The sequence below is a fragment of the Amycolatopsis tolypomycina genome (assembly GCF_900105945.1).
GTDB classification, from domain to species: domain Bacteria; phylum Actinomycetota; class Actinomycetes; order Mycobacteriales; family Pseudonocardiaceae; genus Amycolatopsis; species Amycolatopsis tolypomycina.
On the sequence record NZ_FNSO01000004.1, the window covers coordinates 1,920,386 to 1,939,771 of the forward strand.

General features: G+C 74.6%; 19 protein-coding genes. 10 read left to right on the forward strand and 9 right to left on the reverse strand.

The window, feature by feature from the left end; all coding sequences use genetic code 11:
• Positions 1-194: 194 nt before the first annotated feature.
• Positions 195-2,855 (reverse strand): LuxR C-terminal-related transcriptional regulator, encoded by a 2,661-nt coding sequence (locus tag BLW76_RS19470; RefSeq protein ID WP_091309393.1) that lies wholly within the window; start codon positions 2,853-2,855, stop codon positions 195-197.
• Between the two features lie 197 nt (positions 2,856-3,052).
• On the opposite strand from BLW76_RS19470, the gene BLW76_RS19475 reads away from it, so the two are divergent.
• Positions 3,053-3,307 (forward strand): hypothetical protein, encoded by a 255-nt coding sequence (locus BLW76_RS19475; protein WP_091309396.1) that lies wholly within the window; start codon positions 3,053-3,055, stop codon positions 3,305-3,307.
• Positions 3,304-3,543: a hypothetical protein gene (locus tag BLW76_RS19480; protein WP_208613336.1), complete on the forward strand. Its 240-nt coding sequence runs from the start codon at positions 3,304-3,306 to the stop codon at positions 3,541-3,543. The genes BLW76_RS19475 and BLW76_RS19480 overlap by 4 nt, the downstream gene beginning before the upstream one ends.
• Here the strand turns inward: BLW76_RS19480 and BLW76_RS19485 are convergent.
• Positions 3,538-4,896 (reverse strand): DUF2252 domain-containing protein, encoded by a 1,359-nt coding sequence (locus BLW76_RS19485; RefSeq protein ID WP_091309399.1) that lies wholly within the window; start codon positions 4,894-4,896, stop codon positions 3,538-3,540. The two genes, BLW76_RS19480 and BLW76_RS19485, sit on opposite strands and share 6 nt — an antisense overlap.
• 313 nt (positions 4,897-5,209) lie before the next feature.
• Entirely contained in the window at positions 5,210-5,716 is a 507-nt protein-coding gene (locus tag BLW76_RS19490; protein ID WP_091309400.1) for a DUF1269 domain-containing protein, read from the reverse strand.
• A 207-nt stretch (positions 5,717-5,923) separates the two neighbouring features.
• On the opposite strand from BLW76_RS19490, the gene BLW76_RS19495 reads away from it, so the two are divergent.
• Positions 5,924-6,385 carry a DUF7144 family membrane protein gene (locus tag BLW76_RS19495; protein ID WP_091309402.1) on the forward strand — a complete coding sequence of 154 codons (462 nt, stop codon included), beginning with the start codon at positions 5,924-5,926 and terminating at the stop codon, positions 6,383-6,385.
• Between the two features lie 103 nt (positions 6,386-6,488).
• Complete coding sequence (locus tag BLW76_RS19500; protein ID WP_091309405.1) at positions 6,489-9,047, forward strand: winged helix-turn-helix domain-containing protein; 2,559 nt, start codon at positions 6,489-6,491, stop codon at positions 9,045-9,047.
• Between the two features lie 4 nt (positions 9,048-9,051).
• Here BLW76_RS19500 and BLW76_RS19505 read toward each other — a convergent pair whose 3' ends face one another.
• Both BLW76_RS19505 and BLW76_RS19510 read right to left on the reverse strand, forming a co-directional pair.
• Positions 9,052-10,245, reverse strand: a complete 1,194-nt coding sequence (locus BLW76_RS19505) for an AI-2E family transporter (protein WP_091309406.1) — start codon at positions 10,243-10,245, stop codon at positions 9,052-9,054.
• Positions 10,246-10,432: 187 nt separating this feature from the next.
• The gene (locus BLW76_RS19510) at positions 10,433-11,551 is read right to left on the reverse strand and encodes an epoxide hydrolase family protein (protein ID WP_091309409.1); all 1,119 of its coding nucleotides are present in this window, start codon (positions 11,549-11,551) and stop codon (positions 10,433-10,435) included.
• Between the two features lie 63 nt (positions 11,552-11,614).
• On the opposite strand from BLW76_RS19510, the gene BLW76_RS19515 reads away from it, so the two are divergent.
• The 5 genes from BLW76_RS19515 to BLW76_RS19535 all read left to right on the forward strand — a co-directional run bounded on the left by BLW76_RS19515 (position 11,615) and on the right by BLW76_RS19535 (position 16,311).
• Complete coding sequence (locus tag BLW76_RS19515; RefSeq protein ID WP_091309410.1) at positions 11,615-12,565, forward strand: helix-turn-helix transcriptional regulator; 951 nt, start codon at positions 11,615-11,617, stop codon at positions 12,563-12,565.
• A gap of 87 nt (positions 12,566-12,652) precedes the next feature.
• Positions 12,653-14,059, forward strand: coding sequence for a DHA2 family efflux MFS transporter permease subunit (locus BLW76_RS19520; RefSeq protein ID WP_244170214.1), 1,407 nt, complete (start codon positions 12,653-12,655; stop codon positions 14,057-14,059).
• A complete protein-coding gene (locus BLW76_RS19525; protein WP_091309415.1) occupies positions 14,059-14,820 on the forward strand; it encodes an isocitrate lyase/PEP mutase family protein in 762 nt (253 codons plus the stop codon). The genes BLW76_RS19520 and BLW76_RS19525 overlap by 1 nt, the downstream gene beginning before the upstream one ends.
• Positions 14,807-15,370 (forward strand): maleylpyruvate isomerase family mycothiol-dependent enzyme, encoded by a 564-nt coding sequence (locus BLW76_RS19530; RefSeq protein ID WP_091309417.1) that lies wholly within the window; start codon positions 14,807-14,809, stop codon positions 15,368-15,370. The genes BLW76_RS19525 and BLW76_RS19530 overlap by 14 nt, the downstream gene beginning before the upstream one ends.
• Positions 15,367-16,311, forward strand: coding sequence for an RNA polymerase subunit sigma-70 (locus BLW76_RS19535; protein WP_167384991.1), 945 nt, complete (start codon positions 15,367-15,369; stop codon positions 16,309-16,311). Before BLW76_RS19530 ends, BLW76_RS19535 begins: the two co-directional genes overlap by 4 nt.
• Here the strand turns inward: BLW76_RS19535 and BLW76_RS19540 are convergent.
• The 4 genes from BLW76_RS19540 to BLW76_RS19555 form a co-directional block, all read right to left on the reverse strand.
• A complete protein-coding gene (locus BLW76_RS19540) occupies positions 16,308-16,787 on the reverse strand; it encodes a hypothetical protein (RefSeq protein WP_091309419.1) in 480 nt (159 codons plus the stop codon). The two genes, BLW76_RS19535 and BLW76_RS19540, sit on opposite strands and share 4 nt — an antisense overlap.
• A 9-nt stretch (positions 16,788-16,796) precedes the next feature.
• Positions 16,797-17,441 carry a DedA family protein gene (locus BLW76_RS19545; protein WP_091309421.1) on the reverse strand — a complete coding sequence of 215 codons (645 nt, stop codon included), beginning with the start codon at positions 17,439-17,441 and terminating at the stop codon, positions 16,797-16,799.
• Positions 17,442-17,552: 111 nt separating this feature from the next.
• Positions 17,553-17,927, reverse strand: coding sequence for a bacteriophage spanin2 family protein (locus BLW76_RS19550; RefSeq protein WP_244170216.1), 375 nt, complete (start codon positions 17,925-17,927; stop codon positions 17,553-17,555).
• 2 nt (positions 17,928-17,929) lie between these two features.
• Positions 17,930-18,859, reverse strand: a complete 930-nt coding sequence (locus tag BLW76_RS19555; RefSeq protein ID WP_091309426.1) for a TerC family protein — start codon at positions 18,857-18,859, stop codon at positions 17,930-17,932.
• 182 nt (positions 18,860-19,041) lie between these two features.
• On the opposite strand from BLW76_RS19555, the gene BLW76_RS19560 reads away from it, so the two are divergent.
• Positions 19,042-19,332 (forward strand): helix-turn-helix transcriptional regulator, encoded by a 291-nt coding sequence (locus tag BLW76_RS19560; protein ID WP_091309428.1) that lies wholly within the window; start codon positions 19,042-19,044, stop codon positions 19,330-19,332.
• The last annotated feature ends 54 nt before the right edge of the window (positions 19,333-19,386 follow it).

Genomic DNA, 19,386 nt, shown 5'->3' on the forward strand with positions numbered 1-19,386 from the left:
GGCTCGGCTGACCGCGTGCCATCCGGGAGCGGCTCGGCCGACCGCGCGCCATCCGGGAGCGGCTCGGCCGACCGCGCGCCATCCGCGAGGGCCTCGGCCGACCACGCGACACCCGCGAGCGTCTTGGCCGACTGCGCCACACCCGCGCGCCTCGGCCAACCACGCGCGACCCGCAACCGGCCGCGAACCGCCGCTCAGACCGTGAAGTCGGCGACCTCGGCGTCGAGCAGCCCGCGTTCCTGCGCGGTCGCCACGGCCTCGCGCCTGCTGCGGACGTCGAGCTTCGCGTAGATGCCGCGGACGTGGGTCTTGACCGTGTTCGGCGAGACCGTCAGGTCCTGGGCTATCTCGTCGATCGACCGTTGCGTGGGCAGCAGGCGCAGGACGCTGCGCTCGCGTTCGGTCAGCGGTGCCGGCATCGGCGGGGTGCGCAGCCGTTGCCGCACCGCCAGGATCTCGCCCGCGAACCGCTCGCCCGCGCCCAGGCCGCCCAGCCTGCTGGTCAGGAAGCCGATCAGCTCGGGCGGGGCGAACACGAACGGGAACCGGACGCCGGTCGGTTCCGCGGCGCGCAACGCCTCGTCCAGCAGCCGGGCCGCGCGCTCGGCCGCGCCGGCCGCCAGTGCGGCCTGCACCCCGAGCAGGGACACCTCGATCGCCGCCCACGCCGGCTCCATCGGTGTCTCGTCGTCCGAGAGTGACCGCAGCACCGAGGTCGCCGCGTGGTGGCGGCCGAGCCGCAGCTGGGTGCGGGCGCGCATCAGCAGCAGCTCACCCGAGCCGGCGAGGATCGGCAGGGCCCAGCGGACCGTCTCCCGCGCCTGGCCCGCCGCGCCCAGCCGCAGGGCGGCGCGCTGCTCCAGCACCGCGCACAAGGCCGCGTGACCGGCCGGGCAGGCGCGTCCGGTGCCGAGGCGGGTGCGGGCGCGGCGCATCCGCCGCAGTCCCGCGTGCCAGCTGCCGAGCTCGAACTCCGCGGCGCCCCGCAGTGTTTCGGCGAACAGCCGCAGCTCCCTGGCCGCCCGGGCCGGCGCGTCCCCGAGCAGCTGCCCGACCCGCTTCGCGTGCTTGAGGCAGTCGGCCGGCTCGCCGCGGAGCAGGGCCCCGTACGCCAGCAACGCCCCGGCCTGGGCGCCCTGGAGCGACCGCGGCGGGTCCTGGTGCGGCAGCCGGGCGCCGGCCCGGCGGGCCAGCGTCTCCATCGCCCGGTAGTCGCCGTCGTGGCAGGCCAGCTCGGCCAGCAGGGTCAGGCACTGGGCGACCGTGAAGTCCTGGTGGACCCGTTCGGCCGTGCCGAGGACCTGCAGCAGGGCTTCCCGGGCGGCCTCGCGCTCGTCGCGGGCGACGAGGACGCCGGCCCGGTGCAGGGTCGCGAGGCTGCCCAGCCCGGCGTCGGCGGCCAGCTCTTCGTCGACCTGCCCGGCCTGCCGGGCCGCCGGGGGGTGGTCGAGCCGGTCGAGCCAGGAGTACGTCAGCTGCCGCAGCACGGTCAGCTCCGCCGTCGGCCGCTCCGGCCACGCCGCCTCCGCACGGGCCAGCTGCAGGGCGGCCGCCGACGTCTCGGCGGCCTCCAGGCACAGCCCGGCCGAAACCAGCGCGGCCGGCGGGTCGACGGCGATCCGGCGGTCCGCCAGCAGGGACAGCGCCAGCCGCAGGACGTGGTGCTCACCCGCGAGGAACAGCGTCACGGCGTGCTCGCGCAGCAGCTCGCGGACCCGTTCGGGCCGGCCCGAACGGACGCTGTGCAGCAGCGCCGGCCCGGGCCGGTCGTGCTCGGCGAACCAGCGGGCCGCCTTCGCGTGCAGGGTCCGCGTCCGGTCCGGTGCCCGCCGCTGCAGCTCCGCGCGCAGGTAGGTGCGCAGCACCGGCAGCACCGCGTGCCGCGGCGGGGTGCCGCCGGAGTCGACAACCTGGGTGGCCGGCTCGCCGAGTTCGCGCAGCATGGCCTCGGCGTCCACCCGGCCGGACAGCTCCGGCGCCAGCCCGGCCGGGACCTCGTCGCAGATGCTGATCGTCCGCAGCAGTTCCCGCTGCGCCGGGGTGAGGGCGGCGAGCACCTCGTCGGTCAGGTAGCCGAGCACGGAGCTGTCACGGCCGGCGCAGAAGTCCCGCAGGCTGCCGTGCCGGGCCGCGGACGCCGCGGCGAGCCGCAGCCCGGCCGGCCAGCCCCCGGTCCGGGCGACCAGGTGGGCGACCTGGTCCCGCGGGATCGCCGAGCCCGCCGTGGCCAGCAGGGCGTCCGCCTCTTCGGCGGTGAACCGCAGCCGGGCGGCGCCGACTTCGACGAGCCGGTCCGCGAGCCGGGCCCGGCCCAGCGGCAGCGGGGGTTCCCGCCGGCTGGCGACCGCCAGGCACAGGCTCGCCGGCTGGTGGCGGACCAGCGCCCGCAACCCCTGCCACGGACCGGCGGAGGTGATTTCCTGCGCGTTGTCGAGGACGAGCACCACGGGTTCGGGCAGCGTGTCGAGCGCGTCGGCGACCTGGGCGAGGAAGGCGAGGTCGGTGCTCGGCGCGTCGGGGACCGCCAGCCGCCGCAGCGGGTTGCCGTCCGGGATCCGGCGGCAACGGCCGAGTGCTTCGAGGACCGCGCTCCAGAAGAGCCGGTCGTCGTTGTCGTCGGTGTCGGCCGACAGCCAGGCGACCGCGCCGCCGTCGCGGTGCCGCGCCCACTCGGCCAGGAGCAGCGTCTTGCCGAACCCGGCCGGGGCCCCGACGAAGACCAGGGCCGCTTCGCCCGCCGCGTCGAGGACGGCACGCAGCCGCGGCCGCGAGACGAAGTCCGCCGGCGGGCCGGGCACGGTGATCTTGGCCCTCGGTACCCGTCTTCGGGCCGGGACGTCGTGGCATTGCCGCATGTCCGTTCTCCTTCGTGATCGGTGCACAAGACAATCCCGGCGGATCCTGCCACGCAATTGCCCCGGCTCACCCGCTGCGGGCGAAGAGAACAACAGGGGCCGGCACAATCGTGGGCCGGGTGAAAAATCGTGGAGATTCTGCGGGGAAAGAACGATTCGCCGTTTCCCGGTTCAGCTGGCTCGGACCGGCCGAGGTCGTGGTCTTCGACGTGGTCCGGACCGGCCGGGTCGGGGCCGGTTCGGTGCTGCTCGGGCTGGCCGTCGCGCTGTCGGCGCTGAGCCCGGTGCCCGAGCTGCGGACCGGCGTCCGCGCCGGTGCGGACCTGGTCGCCCGGCTGGTCTTCCTGCCGGCCCGCGGCTGGTCGGCGGTCGTGCTGCTGCTCGACGCGGCGCTCGTCGCCCGCGCGTGGTTCTCCGCGGGCCGTCCCCGGCGGCGCCGGGACGCCCGGTGAGCCGGGCGGGCGTGGCCGCGGCGAATTACGTCTTCCGCGGCGGTGGCGCCATTCCGGAACGGGCCGCCGAAGGTGTCGAGGATTTCCGTGGTGTGCTCGTCGTGCCGGTGCCGCCGGATACGATAGTTTTCGGAACCGTTGCCCATCCCGGAAGCCTTCCGCGGATCCTGCGGCGCCTGGAAGCGCTCGGGATGCACGTGCAATCCGTGCACCGGGTCCGGGAACTGCCGTCATGACGCGGCGGCCGCCGTGACGTGCCCGGCCCGGATCGCCTGCCGCAGGGCCGCGTGGTCGCGTTCGTTCTGGTTGGCGCACGAGACGGCGAACTCCCGCACGGCCTCGGCGAACGCCGGGCCGGAACCGAGGTAGGCGGCGATGGCCAGGGCGTCCCCGGTGCGCGCGTGGGCTCGGGCCAGCGTCCACCCGCACAGCCGCGCGTGCGCACGCAGGACGTCCGGGGTCATCGCGGTGACGTCGCCGGCGGGCTGGTCGTCGCGCAGCCGCCGGACGTGGAAGTCGGCGGTCCGGCCGTCGAACTCCGTGGTGCGGGCCCAGCCGAGGAAGACGTCGCCGGTGGCCTGGATCAGCCGCTGGCCGGTGACCACCCGCCGGCCGGGGCCGCCCGGCACGCTCGCGCCGGTGTACTCCTGCAGCACCGACGGCCGCGCTTCCTTCAGCTGCAGCAGGAGCGGGTCACCGGTGCCCGTGCGGACGAGCAGCGCCACCCACGACCGTGTGCCCGCGTCACCCGGCCCGGTCACCGCGCGGGCCGCGTCGGCGAGCCGGTAGCGGTCCAGCAGCGCCTTCCGCGCGGGGCCGAGCGTGCGCCGGTACCGGGCGAGCACGGCGCCGAGCCGGTCGGTCAACGTCGCCGGGTCGCCGTCGCCGGCGAGGCGGCCCGCCGGGACGAGCGAAGGCGGCCGCGCCGCCAGCCGCAGGTGCCCGTCGCGGATTTCGGTGCGGCGCCGGGCGTCGTCGCCGCGCCGCGGCCCCAGCCGGTGGGCCGCGACCACCCGCAGCGTCCGGGCGTCGGGCGGGGCGAAGAAGATGTCGAGCGGCGTGCGCCGCGCGAAGTCGTGCATCGCCAGGCGGTAGGCCTCGACCACGGCGAGCACGGTGCGCCGGCGCGGGGCCGCCGCGTGGCCGTTCTCCCGGCCGGTGACCTCGAAGCTCGCGGCCAGCCGCTTGACGTCCCATTCCCACGGCGCGGGCAGGGTTTCGCCGAAGTCGGCGAAGTCGAACACCAGCCGTCGGCCCTGCGCGGGGAACAGCCCGAAGTTGGCGAGCTGCGCGTCGCCGCACGCCTGGACACCGAACCCGGTCCGCGGGGTCAGCGCGAGGTCGGCCGCCGCGGGGAGCGCGGCACCGCGGAAGTAGGCCAGCGGCGAGGTGGCCATCCGGCCGTAGCGCAGCGGCCGCAGTTCCGGGACGCGGTCGCGGTCCTGGCGGGCCAGCAGCGTCAGGGGATCGGCGCGCCGGAGCGGGCCGGGGAATTCGGCGTGGCCGTCCGGCGGGACGGCGGCGCGCGCGGCGCGGGCCCGGGCGATCCGCTCGTCGGGTGCCGCGGTCTCGTTTTCGGTGAGAGTCATGGGACGGATCGTCGGCCGCGGCGCGGGCCGGGGCGTCGCCCGCCGGGGGTGAAGCGGGGAGTCATCCACCACGGGTGACGACCGGCGGCGGCGCGGGCCGCAGGGTGTGGCCGTGGAGGTGCGGTGATGGCGAAGCGGACGCCGCGCGGCCGTCACCCCGGCGGGTGCGCCACGGGATCTCCCCGCCGGTCCGGCCCGGCGCCGCGCTCCGCCATCCCGTGCGGGCCGGCCCGGCCGCGCTCTCGGGGGAGCGCGCGTACCTCCCACGGGACCGCGGCGGCGCTCGGGGGCGCCGCCGCGGTCCTGCCCGCGCTCACCGCGGTTCGGGCTGCGGTGCCTCGCCGAAGGCCTCCCGCAGCCGGGCTTCCTCCACGTCGGACAGGTTCGTGCTCAGCAACGTGGCGCCCGTTTCCTTGAACGGCTCGACGACCCGGTCCAGCACGGTCTCCTCCGACATCACGAACAGCGCGGACGTCCCCGGCGTGACCTGGGACCGGACGGTGGCGACGAACTCCGTGTCGATCCCGACGTGGCTGAGCGATCCGGTCAGGGCGCCGATCGCCGCGCCGACGGCCATGCCCAGCAACGGCACCAGGAAGATCAGGCCGAACAGCAGACCCCAGAAGCCCCCGCCCAGCGCGCCGGCGCCGGTCAGGTTGCCGAGGTCCGTGGTCTTCGGCTTCTTCCGGCCTTCGGGCCAGGAAACGTATGCCGCATCGGCGATCGAGATCAGCTGCTGCTTCTGCAGCTGCCGCAGCAGATCCAGTGCGTTTTCGGCACCTTCGACGGTCGGGAACCGCCACACGGTCAACGTGGACACGACGTCCTCCTCGGTTCGGTGGATCGGTGGTCGAGCCGCACTGTTTCCCCGGTGCGGGCGGGCGGCATCGCCCACGCCGTGTGAGCCCGCGAGCGCCCCGGCCGATCTCACCTGGGGCGGGCGAGGCCCGGCGGACCGGCGACCGACCATGATCGCCCGGGTCCGCAGCCCACCCCGAGAAACGAGCGAGGAACGAGGAAGAGGATCATGACCGAACCCATGCAGCCCCGTGCCGGAGCGACCGGAGCCCGGGCCCCGCTCCCACCGGACCGGGCCGTCGCGCGGTCGCGGCGGGTCGGCTGGATCTGGTTCGCCGGGGCGATCACCGTCCTGGCCGGACTGTTCAACGTGGTCGAAGGCGCGGTCGCGCTGTTCGACCGGGACTACTACGTGATCGGCCCGTCCGGGCTGCTCGTCTTCTCCCTGGCCGGCTGGGGCTGGGTGCACCTGATCGTCGGCATCCTCGTCGTGCTGACGGGCATCGCGCTGTTCACCGGATCGACGTGGGCGCGGGTCGTCACCGTCGCGCTCGCCGGGTTCAACGCGCTCGCGCAGCTGGCTTTCCTGTCGGCGTACCCGTTCTGGGGCGTCATCGTGATCGCCCTCGACGTCCTGGTGATCTGGGCCGTCATCGTGCACGGCGACGAAGCCACCTACGAAATCTGGTGACCCCGGCGTCCCGGCCGGACGCGGCTGATCAGTAAGGTCGTGGCCTCCGCCCGGCGTCGACCGCGGATCCGGGGCGCATTCTCCCGACAGCCGAGAGGTTCACGTGCCCGATCGAACGACGCTGGAGTTCCGACCGGTCCCCGGGGCGAAGGTCGCGGTGCCGCGGCTGCCGGGCAGCTTCGTCCCCCGGCCCCGGCTGGCGGCGGTGCTGGACCGCGCCACCACCCGGCCCGTCACCGTGGTCCGGGCGCCGGCCGGGGCAGGCAAGACCACCGCGCTGGCCGGCTGGGCCGGCGACGGCCACGACGTCGCCTGGGTGTCCCTCGACGAGAACGACAACGACGAGTCCCGGTTGTGGGCGGCGATCCTCCGCGCGCTGCGCCGCTGTCCCGCGGTGCCCGGCGACCGTGGTCTGGACCGGCTCGGCCCACCGCCCGCCGGGCGGCGGCGGGCCTTCCTGGCCGATCTGGACGACGTGCTCGCCGGGCCCGCCCGCCCGGTGCGGCTGGTGCTCGACGACCTGCAGGAGATTTCCCACGCGGAACCACTGGCGGCCCTCGCGGCGCTGGCCCGCCACCTGCCCGCCGCCCTGCGGCTGGTGCTCGTCAGCCGGGTCGAGCCGCGGCTGCGGCTGGCCCGGCTGCACGTGGAAGACGTCCTGTCCCGGGTGGAGGCGGCCGAACTCCGGTTCACCGCCCGGGAAACGGCGAACCTGCTGCGCGCCACCGGAAGCGTGGTGAGCGACGACCGCGTCCGGGAGCTCACCGAACGCACCGGCGGCTGGGCCGCGGCACTGGGCTGGGCGGCCGTTTCGGTGCGCGACGCCGACGACGCGGACGCGCTCGTCGCCTCCGTCACCGGCGACGAGCGCGCCGTGGCGCGGTTCTTCGCCGACGAAGTGCTGGCGCGGCTGCCCACGGCGACGTCGGATCTGCTGCTGTGCCTCGGTGTCTGTGACGCCGTGAGCGCGACGCTCGCGGTCCGCCTGTCGGGACGCGCGGACGCCGGGGAACGCCTGGACGAGCTCGAGCGCGCGATGGGGCTCGTCACGCGCACCCCCGCCGACACCTACCGGCTGCCGCCGTTGCTGCGCGGCTTCCTGCGGGCCGAGCTGGCCCGGCAGGATCCGGGGCGGGTGCTGCGGCTGCACGGGATCGCCGCCCGCTGGTACGCCGGCGAAGGCCGGTTCGGGGAGGCGCTCCGGCACGCCGTGGCCGGCCGCGACCGGCAGCGCGTCCTCCTGCTGGCGCGCGAGCACGCCGTGCGCCAGGTGCTGGCCGGCGACGGCGAACCGGTGCGGATCGCGCTCACCTACCTCGGCGCCGCGGCGGTCGCCGCGAGCCCGCCGCTGCGGCTGGCCTCGGCGCTGGAGAACGTCCAGCGCGGCCTGCCCGCCGAAGCCGCCGCCGACCTCGGCGCCGCGGACCACGACCACGAGCTGTGGCCCCTCGCCGCCCGCCACCTGGCGCTGGTCACCGGGAAAACCCCGCCGGACAACGGCCTTCCGGTGACCCGGCCGTCCGGGTGCGACGCCTGGGTCACCCTCGACCGCGCGTGGCGGTCGCTGCGCCGCGGGGCCCGGCGGCACGCCGTCACCCAGGGGCAGGAGGCGCTGCGGCTGGCCCAGGGGGACCGGCTGGACCACCTCGTGCTCCACAGCAGGCTGGCACTGGCCGTGGCCACCGCCGTCGCCGGCGACCACCCGGCGATGCGGCGGGCCTGCACGGGCGCGCTCGCCGTCGCGCGACGGCACGGCTGGCGCCGGTCTCCCGGCGTGGCCGAGTGCCACCTGATGCTGGCCTACGACGACCTCATGCGCGCCGAGCCGGTCGCCGCCGCGCGCGAACTGGCCCAGGCGGCCGCGGCCGAAGTGCCCGGCGGCGCGCCGCTGCCGGCCGCGCTGCGCGGGTTCTTCGAGGGCATGGTGCGCTTCGACGACGGCGACCGGACGGCGGGCTCCCAGGCCATGCGCGCGGCCCGGCACCGGCTGGCCGGCCTGGCGCTGCCGCCCGAGCTTGTCGCGGTGTGCGGCGTCGCCGAGTACCACGCGGCCATCGCCCTCGCCGAGGGCGTGCACGCGGCGGAAGTGCTCGCGTGGATGCACGAGCGGCTGCCCGCCGGCGGCGAGCTGGCCCTCCTGCGGGTCCGCGCGCACCTGGCCGCGGACGAACCGGCGGCCGCCGAAGCGGTCCTGCGCGACACCGCCGCGGCGCCGACGTTGCTGCCGGCCACGCCGGTCGACCGGTGCCTGGCGGAGACGGCGCTGGCGCTGCGCTCCCACCGGCGGACCAAGGCGCTGCACGCGTTGGACCGCGCGCTCGCCCTCGCCCGGCCGAACGGGCTGGTGCGCCCGTTCGCGCTGGCCGAGCCGCAGGTCGGGCACCTGCTGATCGACCACTCCGGCGGGTTCGGTGCGCTGGACCGGTTCGCCCAGGCGGTCCGCGGCCGGCTCGTCCCGCACGCCTCGGCCACCAGCCTGACCGACCGCGAGCAGGTGGTGCTGGAACGCCTGCCGTCCCAGCGGTCCCTGGACGAGATCGCCTCGGACCTGACGGTTTCGGTCAACACGGTGAAGACGCACGTGCGGGCGATCTACGGCAAGCTGGGTGTGAACAACCGGCGTTCGGCCGTCGTGGTGGCCCGCCAGCACGGCTTGACCTGAGCGGTCATTCCCGGCGCGGGGCCGACAGCAGCGCCTCGGCCCAGCGGGCCCGCGGGTCGACGTCCACCAGCAGCGCCTTGGCCAGCAGGGTCGCCGGCACGGCGAGGACAGCGCCGAGCGGGCCCAGCAGCCAGGTCCAGAACACCAGCGCCAGCACGGTGACCAAAGTGGACAGACCGACCGAGCCGGCCACGAACCGCGGCTGCACGAGCGACTGCACCACGAAGTTCAGCGCGGCGTACACCACGAGCACGGCGAGCAGGTGCCGCCACCCGCCGTCCAGGAGCGCGATGACCGCGGGCGGGGCGACACCGATGACGAAGCCGACGTTCGGGATGTAGTTGGTGACAAAGGCGAGCAGGCCCCACAGCAGGGCGCCCGGCACGCCGAGCAGGGCGAGCGCGGTGGTGTCGAGGGCGGCCACGAGCCCGCCGAACACGGTCGTCACGACGAGGTACCGCCGGGTGCCCGTCGCAAAGCCGCGCAGCGCGGCGGAAATCCACGGCCGGTCCCGCCCGATCCGGCCGAGGCGCTGCCCGGCCCAGGCGGTTTCCGCGCTGAGGAAAAGGAGGAGGGCGAACAGGAAGGCCAGGTTCGTGACGAGGCCGCCGACACCGGCGAGCAGCGAACCGGCCAGCCCGACGAGCTTCCCGGTGTCGACCGACGCGAGCACGGCCCGCAGTTCGGCCTCCCCGACCCCGAACCGGCCGAGGACGGTGAGGCCGTCGCGGAGCAGTTCGTCGACGCGGCCGGTGTAGCGGGGCAGCAGGGCGGACAGCTGCGCGACGGAGACGACGAAGACGAGGAAGAACCCGACGAGGATGGCGTAGACGGTGACGACGAGCACGCCGACGGTCAGCCACCGCGGCAATCCCTTGCGCCGCAACCAGGACCGCACGGGATCGAGGGTGATGACGACGACGAGCGCGAGGAAGACGGGCCCGGCGAACCAGGCGACGGCCCGCACCCCACCGAGCACGACCACCGCGGCGGCGGCGCCCAGCAGCACGACGAGGGCGCGGGGGAGCGGGCCGCCGCCGGTCTCGTGACCGGGAGGCAACGGGATGGGGGTACCGCCGCTGCCGAACCGGTCGGCGAGGCCCCGGAAGGCGCGGCCCGCCCGCCGTTCCCGGGGCCGGCCCCGCCGGGGCTTGCGGAACCGGGCAGCGGGGACGTCGGTGAGAGTGGCACGCACCATGCAAACCTCCGAAGACCAGCGGCGGCGAGGTCACGATGCCGCGGTTCGGGTGTTTCGGCTTCACCTGGTGCGGGGGAAAGCGGTGCGGGCCGCCGACCGAGTGTCATGAACGAGTCGTTCATGACATCAGACGTCCTGAACGAGTCGTTCATGACAGCGGCGACTGCGACGCTGCACGTCGCCGGCCTCAGCCCGCCGCGAGCCTGCCGAAGAACTCCCGGACGTCGGCCACCAGCAGATCAGGCGCCTCCATCGCCGCGAAGTGGCCGCCGCGGGGGAACTCCGACCAGTGGACGATCGTGTGCTCGCGCTCCAGGGCACTGCGGATCGACACGTCCAGCGGGAACACCGCCACCCCCGTCGGCACCGGGGACCGCGAGCTCGCGCCCCACGCTCCGGCGTGTGCGGTTTCGTAGTAGCAGTTGGCCGATGACCCGCCGGTGCCGGTCAGCCAGTAGAGCATCACGTTGGTGAGCAGCAGGTCGCGGTCCACCGCGTCCTCCGGCAGCTCGGCCGCCGGGTCGGTCCACTCCTTGAACTTCTCCACGATCCACGCCAGCTGCGCCACCGGGGAATCGTGCAGGCCGTGCGCCAGTGTCTGCGGCCGGGTCGTCTGCAGCGCCACGTACCCGGCCCCCTCGGTCCGCAGGTACTCGAAGTGCTGCAGCCGTTCCTTCTCGGCTTCGGTCAGCTCGCCGTCCGGGGCGCCGAACGCGTAGAGCCCGTTCGCGTGGACGCCGACGACCTTGTCCGGGTTGAGCCTGCCCAGGCCCGGGCCGACCACCGCGCCCGTGTCGCCGCCCTGGACGCCGTAGCGGTCGTAGCCGAGCCGGTCCATCAGCTCGGCGAACGCGCGGGTGATCCGGCCGGTGTCCCAGCCCGCCTCGCGGGTCGGTCCGGAGAAGGCCGTGCCGGGGATCGAGGGGATCACCAGGTGGAACGTCTCGCTCAGCGGGCCGATCACGGTCAGGAACTCCACCACCGAGCCGGGCCAGCCGTGGATCAGCAGCAGCGGCAGGGCGTCCGGGCGGTGCGAGCGGACGTGCAGGAAGTGGATGTCCTGCCCGTCGATCTCGGTGACGAACTGGGGGTACCCGTTCAGCTGCCGCTCGTGGGCGCGCCAGTCGTAGCCGTCGCGCCAGTACGCGGCCAGCTCCTTGAGGTAGCTCACCGGCACGCCGCGGCTCCAGCCGGCGCCGGGCAGGTCCGCCGCCCAGCGGGTGCGGGCGAGGCGGTCGCGCAGGTCGTCCAGGTCGGCCTGCGGGACGTCGATGGTGAAGGGCCGGATTCCGCTGTTGTTCTGCATGTCTCCAACCCTAGGAGCCGGTTAGGTCAGGTTCGGTCCTAGGCGACGAGCAGAATGGAACCCATGTGGGAAACCTCGGCCCGGCTGCTGCGCCTGCTCTCGCTGCTGCAGACCCGGCGTGACTGGTCCGGCGCGGAACTGGCCGAACGCCTCGACATCACCCCGCGGACCGTGCGCCGCGACATCGAACGGCTGCGCGCGCTCGGCTATCCCGTGCTCGCCACCGCGGGCACCGCCGGCTACCGGCTGGGCGCCGGGGCGGACCTGCCGCCGCTGCTGCTCGACGACGACGAGGCCGTCGCCGTCGCGATGGGCCTGCGCACCGCGGCCGGCGGCTCGATCACCGGCATCGAGGAGACGTCGGTGCGCGCGCTGGCCAAGCTCGAACAGGTGCTGCCCTCGCGGCTGCGGCACCGGATCAACGCCCTGCGCTCGGCGACGGTGCCGCTGGCCAACACCGGCCCCACCGCCGACCCGGACACGCTCACCGCGATCGCCGCCGCCGTCCGCGACTCGGTGCGGCTGCGCTTCGGCTACCGCGCCCACGACGGCACCGAAACCGTCCGCACCACCGAACCGCACCGGCTGGTGCACACCGGACGCCGCTGGTACCTCGTCGGCTGGGACGTCGACCGGGCGGACTGGCGCACCTACCGCGTCGACCGCCTCGACCCCCGCACGCCCACCGGCCCCCGGTTCACCCCGCGCACCCCGCCCGACCCCGACATCGGCGGCTACACCTCCCGGGCGATCTCGACGGCGGCCTACCGCTACCAGGGCCGGTTCACCCTGCACGTCAGCGCGGAGACCGCGGCCGAGCGCATCAGCCCCACCACCGCGGCGCTGGAGCCGATCGACGAGCACCGCTGCACCCTGCGCGCCGGCTCGGACTCGCTCGACGAGCTGGCGATCTACGTCGCCGGCAAGGGGTTCGACTTCGAGGTCCACGAGCCGCCGGAGCTCGTCGACCACATCCGGGCGCTGGCGGCGCGGTTCGGCCGGGCGACCGGCTGAGCGGGGCACCGATTCCTTCCGGGCCCGCGCGGGGTCCAAGTCTCCGGAAGCACCGCGACGCCGGTGCCCGGAGGCGAGGAGACGCGAGTGCACACCAGGACTTCACCCCCACCGGTGGCCGCGGGACGGGCCCGGCGGAAATGGGTGCCGGCCATCACGGCGGTCGCGTCGCTGATGGTCGTCCTCGACGCGCTGGTCGTGGCGACCGCGCTGACGGCGATCAGGAGCGACCTCGGCGCGTCGGTCACCGAGCTCGAATGGACGGTCAACGCCTACGGCCTGAGCTTCGCCGTCCTGCTCCTGACGGCGGCGGCCGCCGGTGACCGCTGGGGACGGCGCCGGGTCTTCGCGGCCGGGGTGACGCTGTTCGCGGCGGCGTCGCTGGTCTGCGCGGTCGCCCCCGACGTCACGGTGCTGATCGCCGGCCGGGTGCTGCAGGGGGCCGGCGCCGCGTTCGTCATGCCGCTCGCGCTCGCCCTGCTCGGGGCCGCGTACCCGCCGGAACTCCGCGCCAAGGCCCTCGGGGTCTTCGCGGGCGTCAGCGGGATCGCGGTGCCGCTCGGGCCGCTGCTCGGCGGCGCGGTCGTGGAGGGCGTCTCGTGGCCGTGGATCTTCTGGATCAACGTCCCGATCGGGGCGGCGCTGGCGTACTTCGCGCTGACCCGGATCGAGGAGAGCCACGGCCCGGACCCGGCCCTCGACGTCCCGGGCCTGCTGCTGGCCGGCGCCGGCTCGTTCGGCGTGGTGTGGGGCCTGGCCCAGGCCGGTGCGGCGGGCTGGGCCGATGTGGCGACGCTGGCGCCGCTCGGGGCGGGCCTGGTGGCGCTCGGCGCGTTCGTGGTGTGGCAGGGGCGGGCGGCCCACCCGATGCTGCCGCTGCACCTGTTCCGCTCCCGGCGGTTCGCCGCCGGCAACGCCGTCATCTTCTGCCACTGGGCGTCGGCGCTGGGCGCGGTGTTCTTCATGGCGCAGTTCCTGCAGGAGGGCCTCGGGTACGGGCCTTTGGCGGCCGGGCTCGGGCTGGCACCGTGGGGACTGACGACGACGTTCGTCCCCCAGCTGGCGGGCCGGCTGGTCGGCCGCTTCGGCGAACGGCCGTTCATCGTGGCCGGGCTGGGGCTGCACGGCCTGGCCATGCTCTGGCTCGCGCTCGTGGCCGGGCCCGGGATCGGCTACTGGGTGATCGCCGTGCCGCTCGTGCTGTCCGGGACGGGGATCGCGATGTGCCTGCCGGCGGCGCAGAGCGCGGTGCTGACGTCGGTCGCGCCGCGGTTCCTCGGCAAGGCGTCCGGCGCCTTCAGCGCGATGCGGCAGCTCGGCGGGGCGTTCGGCGTCGCGGTCCTGGTCACCGGGTTCTCCCTGGCCGGCGGCTACGGGTCGAGCGCGGAGTTCTCGGCCGGGTTCGGCGCCGCCGCGGTGGTCAGTGCCGTCCTCGCCGGGGTGGGCGCGCTGGCCGGTTCCCTGATTCCCCGGCGGTCCGAAGGAGCAATGTGATGTCGAAGGCCGATCTGCTGCGCGAACTGCACCACGGGAAGCTGCTGGTGCTGCCGAACGCGTGGGACGAGGAGAGTGCCTCCCTGGTCGTCGAGGCCGGGTTCCCGGTGGTGGCGACGTCGAGTGCCGCGGTGGCCGGCGCGCTGGGGCACGAGGACGGCGAGCGGGCGCCGTGGCGGGCGATGTTCGCCGCGGCGGCGCGGATCGCCCGTGCGGTGCCGGTCCCGGTGACGGTGGACGCCGAAGCCGGCTACGGCCTGGAGCCGGACCAGCTCGTGGCCGAGCTGCTCGCCGCCGGGGCGGCGGGGTGCAACCTGGAGGACACCGACCACCGGGCCGGGGGACTGGTGCCCGCGGAGGCTCAGGCGGAGCGCCTGGCCGGAGTCCGCGCGGCCGCGGGCGAAGCGTTGGTCGTCAACGCGCGGATCGACACCTTCCTGCCCGCCGGCGGGCTTTCGGAGGAGGAGCGGACGGACGAGACGATCCGGCGTGGCCGGCTCTACCGCGCGGCGGGCGCGGACTGCGTGTACCCGATCGGGATGGCGAGCGCGGCCGAGCTCGGGAAGGTGGTCGCCGGCGTGGGCGGGCCGGTCAACGGGAACACGAGCGCGGAGCTGGATCTGGACACCCTGGCGTCGCTGGGGGTCGCCAGGGTGTCCTTCGGCCCGAGGTTCTACCGGGCGGGCTTGGCGGCGATGCGCGAGGGGCTCGAGGAGTTGCGCCGCGCGGCGGGGATGGCGGTGCCGGGTGCCGGCCGTTGAGGTGCTGCTCGCCGCCGCGCTCGACCACGCCGTCGCGGCGGCGGCCGGGGTCGGGCTCGCCGATCTCGGCCGCCCTTCGGCCTGCGACGGCTGGACCGTCGCCGACGCGCTCGACCACCTCACGCGGTCCCTCCGCTGCGTTGCCACGTCGCTCGCTTCCGGTGCCGTCCCGCCTGTTCCGTCGCCGCGGGCCGGGCCGGTCACCGCCCGGAGCCTGCGGGGCGACCTCGGCCGGGCCGCGGCCGCGCTCGCGGCCGCCGTGACCGAGCTCCGGGGCCGGCGCGCGGTCGCCGTCGACGGGCTGCCGCTGCCGTGTCACCGGCTGATCGTCGTGGGCGCGCTCGAAGCCGCCGTCCACGGCTGGGACGCGAACCGGGCCCGGCCGCTGCCCGACGACCTCGCCGCCCGGTTGCTCGCCGAACTGCCGTCGGTGCTCGACGGCGGTACCCGCCGGGGCCTGTTCGCCGAGCCCGTCACCCTGCCGCCGGGTCACCCGCCCGGCGTCCGCCTGCTCGCCGCACTCGGGCGGGATGATCGACGATGTCCATGACGAACGAGGAGCGTGTGGTGTCTTCCGAGGAGCTGCTGCGGGACGAGTTCGGCTCGCTGCGCCCGGCGCTGGTCGCGCACTGCTACCGGATGACCGGGTCCTATCAGGACGCCGAAGACGTCGTCCAGGAGACCTACCTCAAGGCCGCACGGGGCGTGGACGCCTTCGAGGGCCGGTCGTCGCTCAAGACGTGGCTCTACCGGATCGCGACCAACACCTGCCTCACCGAGCTGAACCACCGGAGCCGTCGGGTGCTGCCGTCCGGGCTCGGGGCGCCGTCGGACGATCCCGGGGCGCGGGTCTTCGCCGACGACTCCGTCGCGTGGCTGGGCCCGCTGCCCGACGCCGTGCTCGGCGACCCGGGCGAGGTCGTCGTGCGGCGCGAGTCCGTCCGGCTCGCGCTGGTCGCCGCGCTGCAGCACCTGCCGCCCCGGCAGCGCGCGGCTTTCCTGCTGCGCGAAGTGCTTTCGTGGTCGGCCGCCGAGATCGCGGACGTCCTCGGCATCAGCGTGCCCGCGGTGAAGAGCCTCCTGCAGCGGGCGCGCGTCCGGCTCGACGAGCTGGACCCGGACGCCCGGCTGCCGGAGCCGGCCGAGCACGCGCTGCTCGACCGCTACATCGCCGCGTTCGAGGCCGAGGACACCGCGGCGCTGCGGGCCGTCATCCAGGACGACTTCAGCCTCGAAGCCGTGCCGCACCCGGTGTGGTTCCGTGGCGTGGGCGTGTGCCTGCCGTTCATGGAACGCGCGTTCGCCGCGCGGGGCGGCCCCGTGCGGCTGCTGCCCACCCGCGCGAACGGCCAGCCCGCCGCGGGCAGCTACCAGCACGGGCGGGCCGAAGGGCTGTGGGTGTTCACGATCACCGGCGGCCGGTTCTCCCGGGCGGTCAAGTTCCACGACCCGCGGCTGGTGACGGCGGCGGGGCTGCCCGCCCGGCTCTAGTGGGCGAGCAGCTTCACGCCGACGACGGCGAGGGCGATCGCCAGCTCGACGACGAAGAGCAGCAGCTTGACCGGCCACCGGACGGCGGTCCGCCGCGTCGCGAGCAGCGCCAGCGCGGCGATGGTGAGCACCAGCGACAGGGCGGCGAGCCACAACGCGGTCTTCAGCGGCAGCCAGCCGAGCGCGGCGGCGCCGACGCTGAGGACGGGCAGCAGCGCGGTCTCCAGGACGTGGCCGGCCGCGGCGACGATGTGGCGGAGGTCGTCGCCGCACGGGAAGCGGCCGTGCGTGATGCGGTGCGCGCTGACGTCGGCGAACCCGCCGGCCAGGCAGAGCGCGCCCATCGCGGCCCCGATGTCGGTGACGGCTTCGCCCGCGGACGTCTCGGCGGCGTAGCTGAGCAGGAGGACCACGGTCGAGAGGCCCACCAGCGTCGCGTACACGCGTTCCCGCAGGGCGGACACGGGTGCGGTCATGCCCGAACCTTAGACGTGCTTGCGCTCCCGGACCCGGCGGACCACGAACAGGCCGACGGCCACGGCGATCAGGGCGAACACGACGTACTGGAAGATCGACGCATACCGTTCGACGACCGGCCAGTTTTCGCCGAGCAGGTAGCCGGCGACGACGAACACGGTGTTCCAGATGAGACTGCCGGCGGTGGTGTAGAGCAGGAACCGCCCGAACGGCATGCGTTCCACGCCGGCGGGCACGGAGATGAAGCTGCGGAAGAGGGGGACCATCCGGCCGAAGAAGACCGCTTTGCCGCCGTGCCGGGCGAACCACGCGGCGGTCTTGTCGAAGTCGTCGGTCTTGACGAGCGGGATCCGCCCCACGAGCCGGCGCATGCGGTCGTGCCCGAGCCGCAGCCCGACCAGGTAGACGACCACGGCACCGGCCACGGAGCCGAGGGTGGTCCAGAAGAGGGCACCCGCGAGCGAGAACGCGCCCCGCCCGGCGGCGAACCCGGCGAGCGGGAGGACGAGTTCACTGGGCAGCGGCGGGAAGAGGTTGTCCAGCCCGACGACCAGTGCGGCGCCCGGACCACCGAGCGATTCCATGAGCCCGACGGCCCACCCGGCCACCCCGGTCAGCTCCCCGGCGGCGGTGGGGGCGGGGGACACGCTCATGGAGGCTCCTGGAGTGGGGGATCGGGGCGGGCCGGTTGCGGTGGGTGGTCTGCCGCGGCTGGTCGTGGGTGGTAAGGCGCGTTGGAACGCGCCTTACCACCCACGAGGGCCTCAGCCGGCGCAGGCCTTGGTCAGCGCGGCCACCTGGTCGGCCTTCTTCTGGACCCAGTCCGCCGGCCGCTGCACCAGGTCGTCGACCGTGGTTTCGCGCATCGTCTTGGCCAGGCCGTTGATCGCGTCGGCCGCCGTCGTGTTCGCGGCCTTGGCCGCCAGGCCGGTCAGCTCGTCCGCCGACGCGTGGGCCTTGTCGGCCGCCGCCTGGGGGTTGGTCAGGTCCAGGTTGGCCGTGGCGATGCGGACCGCGTCCGCGCAGACCGCGGCCGTCGAAGCCGCGTTGCTCACCTGGCCTGCCGTTTCCGCGGCCACGCCGCAGCCGGTGAGGGTCAGCAGGAGGCCTCCCGCGAGAACCGTGGTGACGAGGCGCATGGTCATTCCTTCCGAGAGAGAGCCGGGGGACGGGTACGGATCAGGCTGGCGGCGACCGCCGTCGCGAGGATCGCGGCGACCACGCCCAGTGACAGCGGCGTCGGGATCTTCCAGACGTCCAGGAGCAGCATCTTCACGCCGACCCAGACCAGCACCAGCGCCAAGCCGACCTTCAGGTAGACGAACCGGTGCATCACGTCGGCGAGCAGGAAGTACATCGCCCGCAGGCCGAGCACCGCGAAGGCGTTCGACGTGAAGACCAGGAACGGTTCCTGGGTGACCGCGAAGATCGCCGGGATCGAGTCGACCGCGAAGACGACGTCGGTGACCTCGATCAGCACCAGGACGGCCAGCAGCGGCGTCGCCACCCAGCGGCCGGCCTGCCGCACCAGGAACTTGCCGCCGTGGTCGCCGTCGGTGGACGGGACGATCCGGCGGAACAGCCGCAGCACGCGGTTCTGCTCGTAGTCGACCGTCTCGTCCCGGTGCATCGCCATCCGGATGCCGGTGAAGACGAGGAACGCACCGAAGACGTAGAGGATCCAGGAGAAACTCGCGATCAGCACCGAGCCCGCGGCGATGAACACCGCGCGGAACACCAGGGCGCCGAGCACGCCGTAGAACAGGATGCGGTGCTGGTACTCGCGGGGGACGGCGAAGTAGCCGAAGATGATCGCGAACACGAAGACGTTGTCGACCGCGAGGGACTTTTCGATGACGTAGCCGGCGAAGTACTGGCCCGCGAACTCCGCGCCCCAGGCCCACCAGACCACGGCACCGAAGGCGAGCCCCAGCACCACCCAGGCGCCCGACCACGCGAGCGCCGACCGGACGCCGACGACGGGTGTGCGGCGGTGGGCCAGCAGGTCGACCGCGAGCATGGCCAGGATGACGCCGAGCACGGCGGCCCAGGCCCAGATCGGGACGGTCACGAGACACTCCTCCGGTTCGGTGACGAACCGAAGGTCTCCCCGGTCACCCGAAGGTGACGCCGGCACCGGGCTGCGCAGGCAGCCGGATTGACGATGCCGGACCGGGCGGGTACTCCCCTCCGTGTCACCAGAATGACGAACTGGACTTCGTCTGTCAAGTTCGGACGGTTAATGTGACGGGTATGGCTTCGTGGACGTTCCTCAGCAACCACGCGCACGTCCTGCTGTGCGTGGCCGCGGATCCCGACCGGACGCTGCACGACATCGCCGAGCGGGTCGGGATCACCGAGCGCGGCGTGCAGCTCATCCTCGCCGACCTGATCGCCGAGGGCTACTTGGAACGCGAGCGCATCGGCCGGCGCAACCACTACAAGATCCACCCGGAAGGACGGCTGCGTCACCCGTTGGAGGCACACCATCGGGTGGCCGATCTCGTTGCGGCACTGGGGGTTGAACCCGCGACACCGGCGTGATGGCGCGGCCGACGACCGCCGGCGTGACTGCACCACCGCCCACCGCAACTCCCG

Bases quoted from the DNA above. Each gene is read 5' to 3' on its own strand.
- BLW76_RS19470 (WP_091309393.1), bottom strand. From the start codon at position 2,855: ATGCGGCAATGCCACGACGTCCCGGCCCGAAGACGGGTACCGAGGGCC.
- BLW76_RS19485 (WP_091309399.1), bottom strand. From the start codon at position 4,896: ATGACTCTCACCGAAAACGAGACCGCGGCACCCGACGAGCGGATCGCC.
- BLW76_RS19495 (WP_091309402.1), top strand. From the start codon at position 5,924: ATGACCGAACCCATGCAGCCCCGTGCCGGAGCGACCGGAGCCCGGGCC.
- BLW76_RS19505 (WP_091309406.1), bottom strand. From the start codon at position 10,245: ATGGTGCGTGCCACTCTCACCGACGTCCCCGCTGCCCGGTTCCGCAAG.
- BLW76_RS19510 (WP_091309409.1), bottom strand. From the start codon at position 11,551: ATGCAGAACAACAGCGGAATCCGGCCCTTCACCATCGACGTCCCGCAG.
- BLW76_RS19515 (WP_091309410.1), top strand. From the start codon at position 11,615: ATGTGGGAAACCTCGGCCCGGCTGCTGCGCCTGCTCTCGCTGCTGCAG.
- BLW76_RS19525 (WP_091309415.1), top strand. From the start codon at position 14,059: ATGTCGAAGGCCGATCTGCTGCGCGAACTGCACCACGGGAAGCTGCTG.
- BLW76_RS19535 (WP_167384991.1), top strand. From the start codon at position 15,367: ATGACGAACGAGGAGCGTGTGGTGTCTTCCGAGGAGCTGCTGCGGGAC.
- BLW76_RS19540 (WP_091309419.1), bottom strand. From the start codon at position 16,787: ATGACCGCACCCGTGTCCGCCCTGCGGGAACGCGTGTACGCGACGCTG.
- BLW76_RS19545 (WP_091309421.1), bottom strand. From the start codon at position 17,441: ATGAGCGTGTCCCCCGCCCCCACCGCCGCCGGGGAGCTGACCGGGGTG.
- BLW76_RS19550 (WP_244170216.1), bottom strand. From the start codon at position 17,927: ATGCGCCTCGTCACCACGGTTCTCGCGGGAGGCCTCCTGCTGACCCTC.
- BLW76_RS19560 (WP_091309428.1), top strand. From the start codon at position 19,042: ATGGCTTCGTGGACGTTCCTCAGCAACCACGCGCACGTCCTGCTGTGC.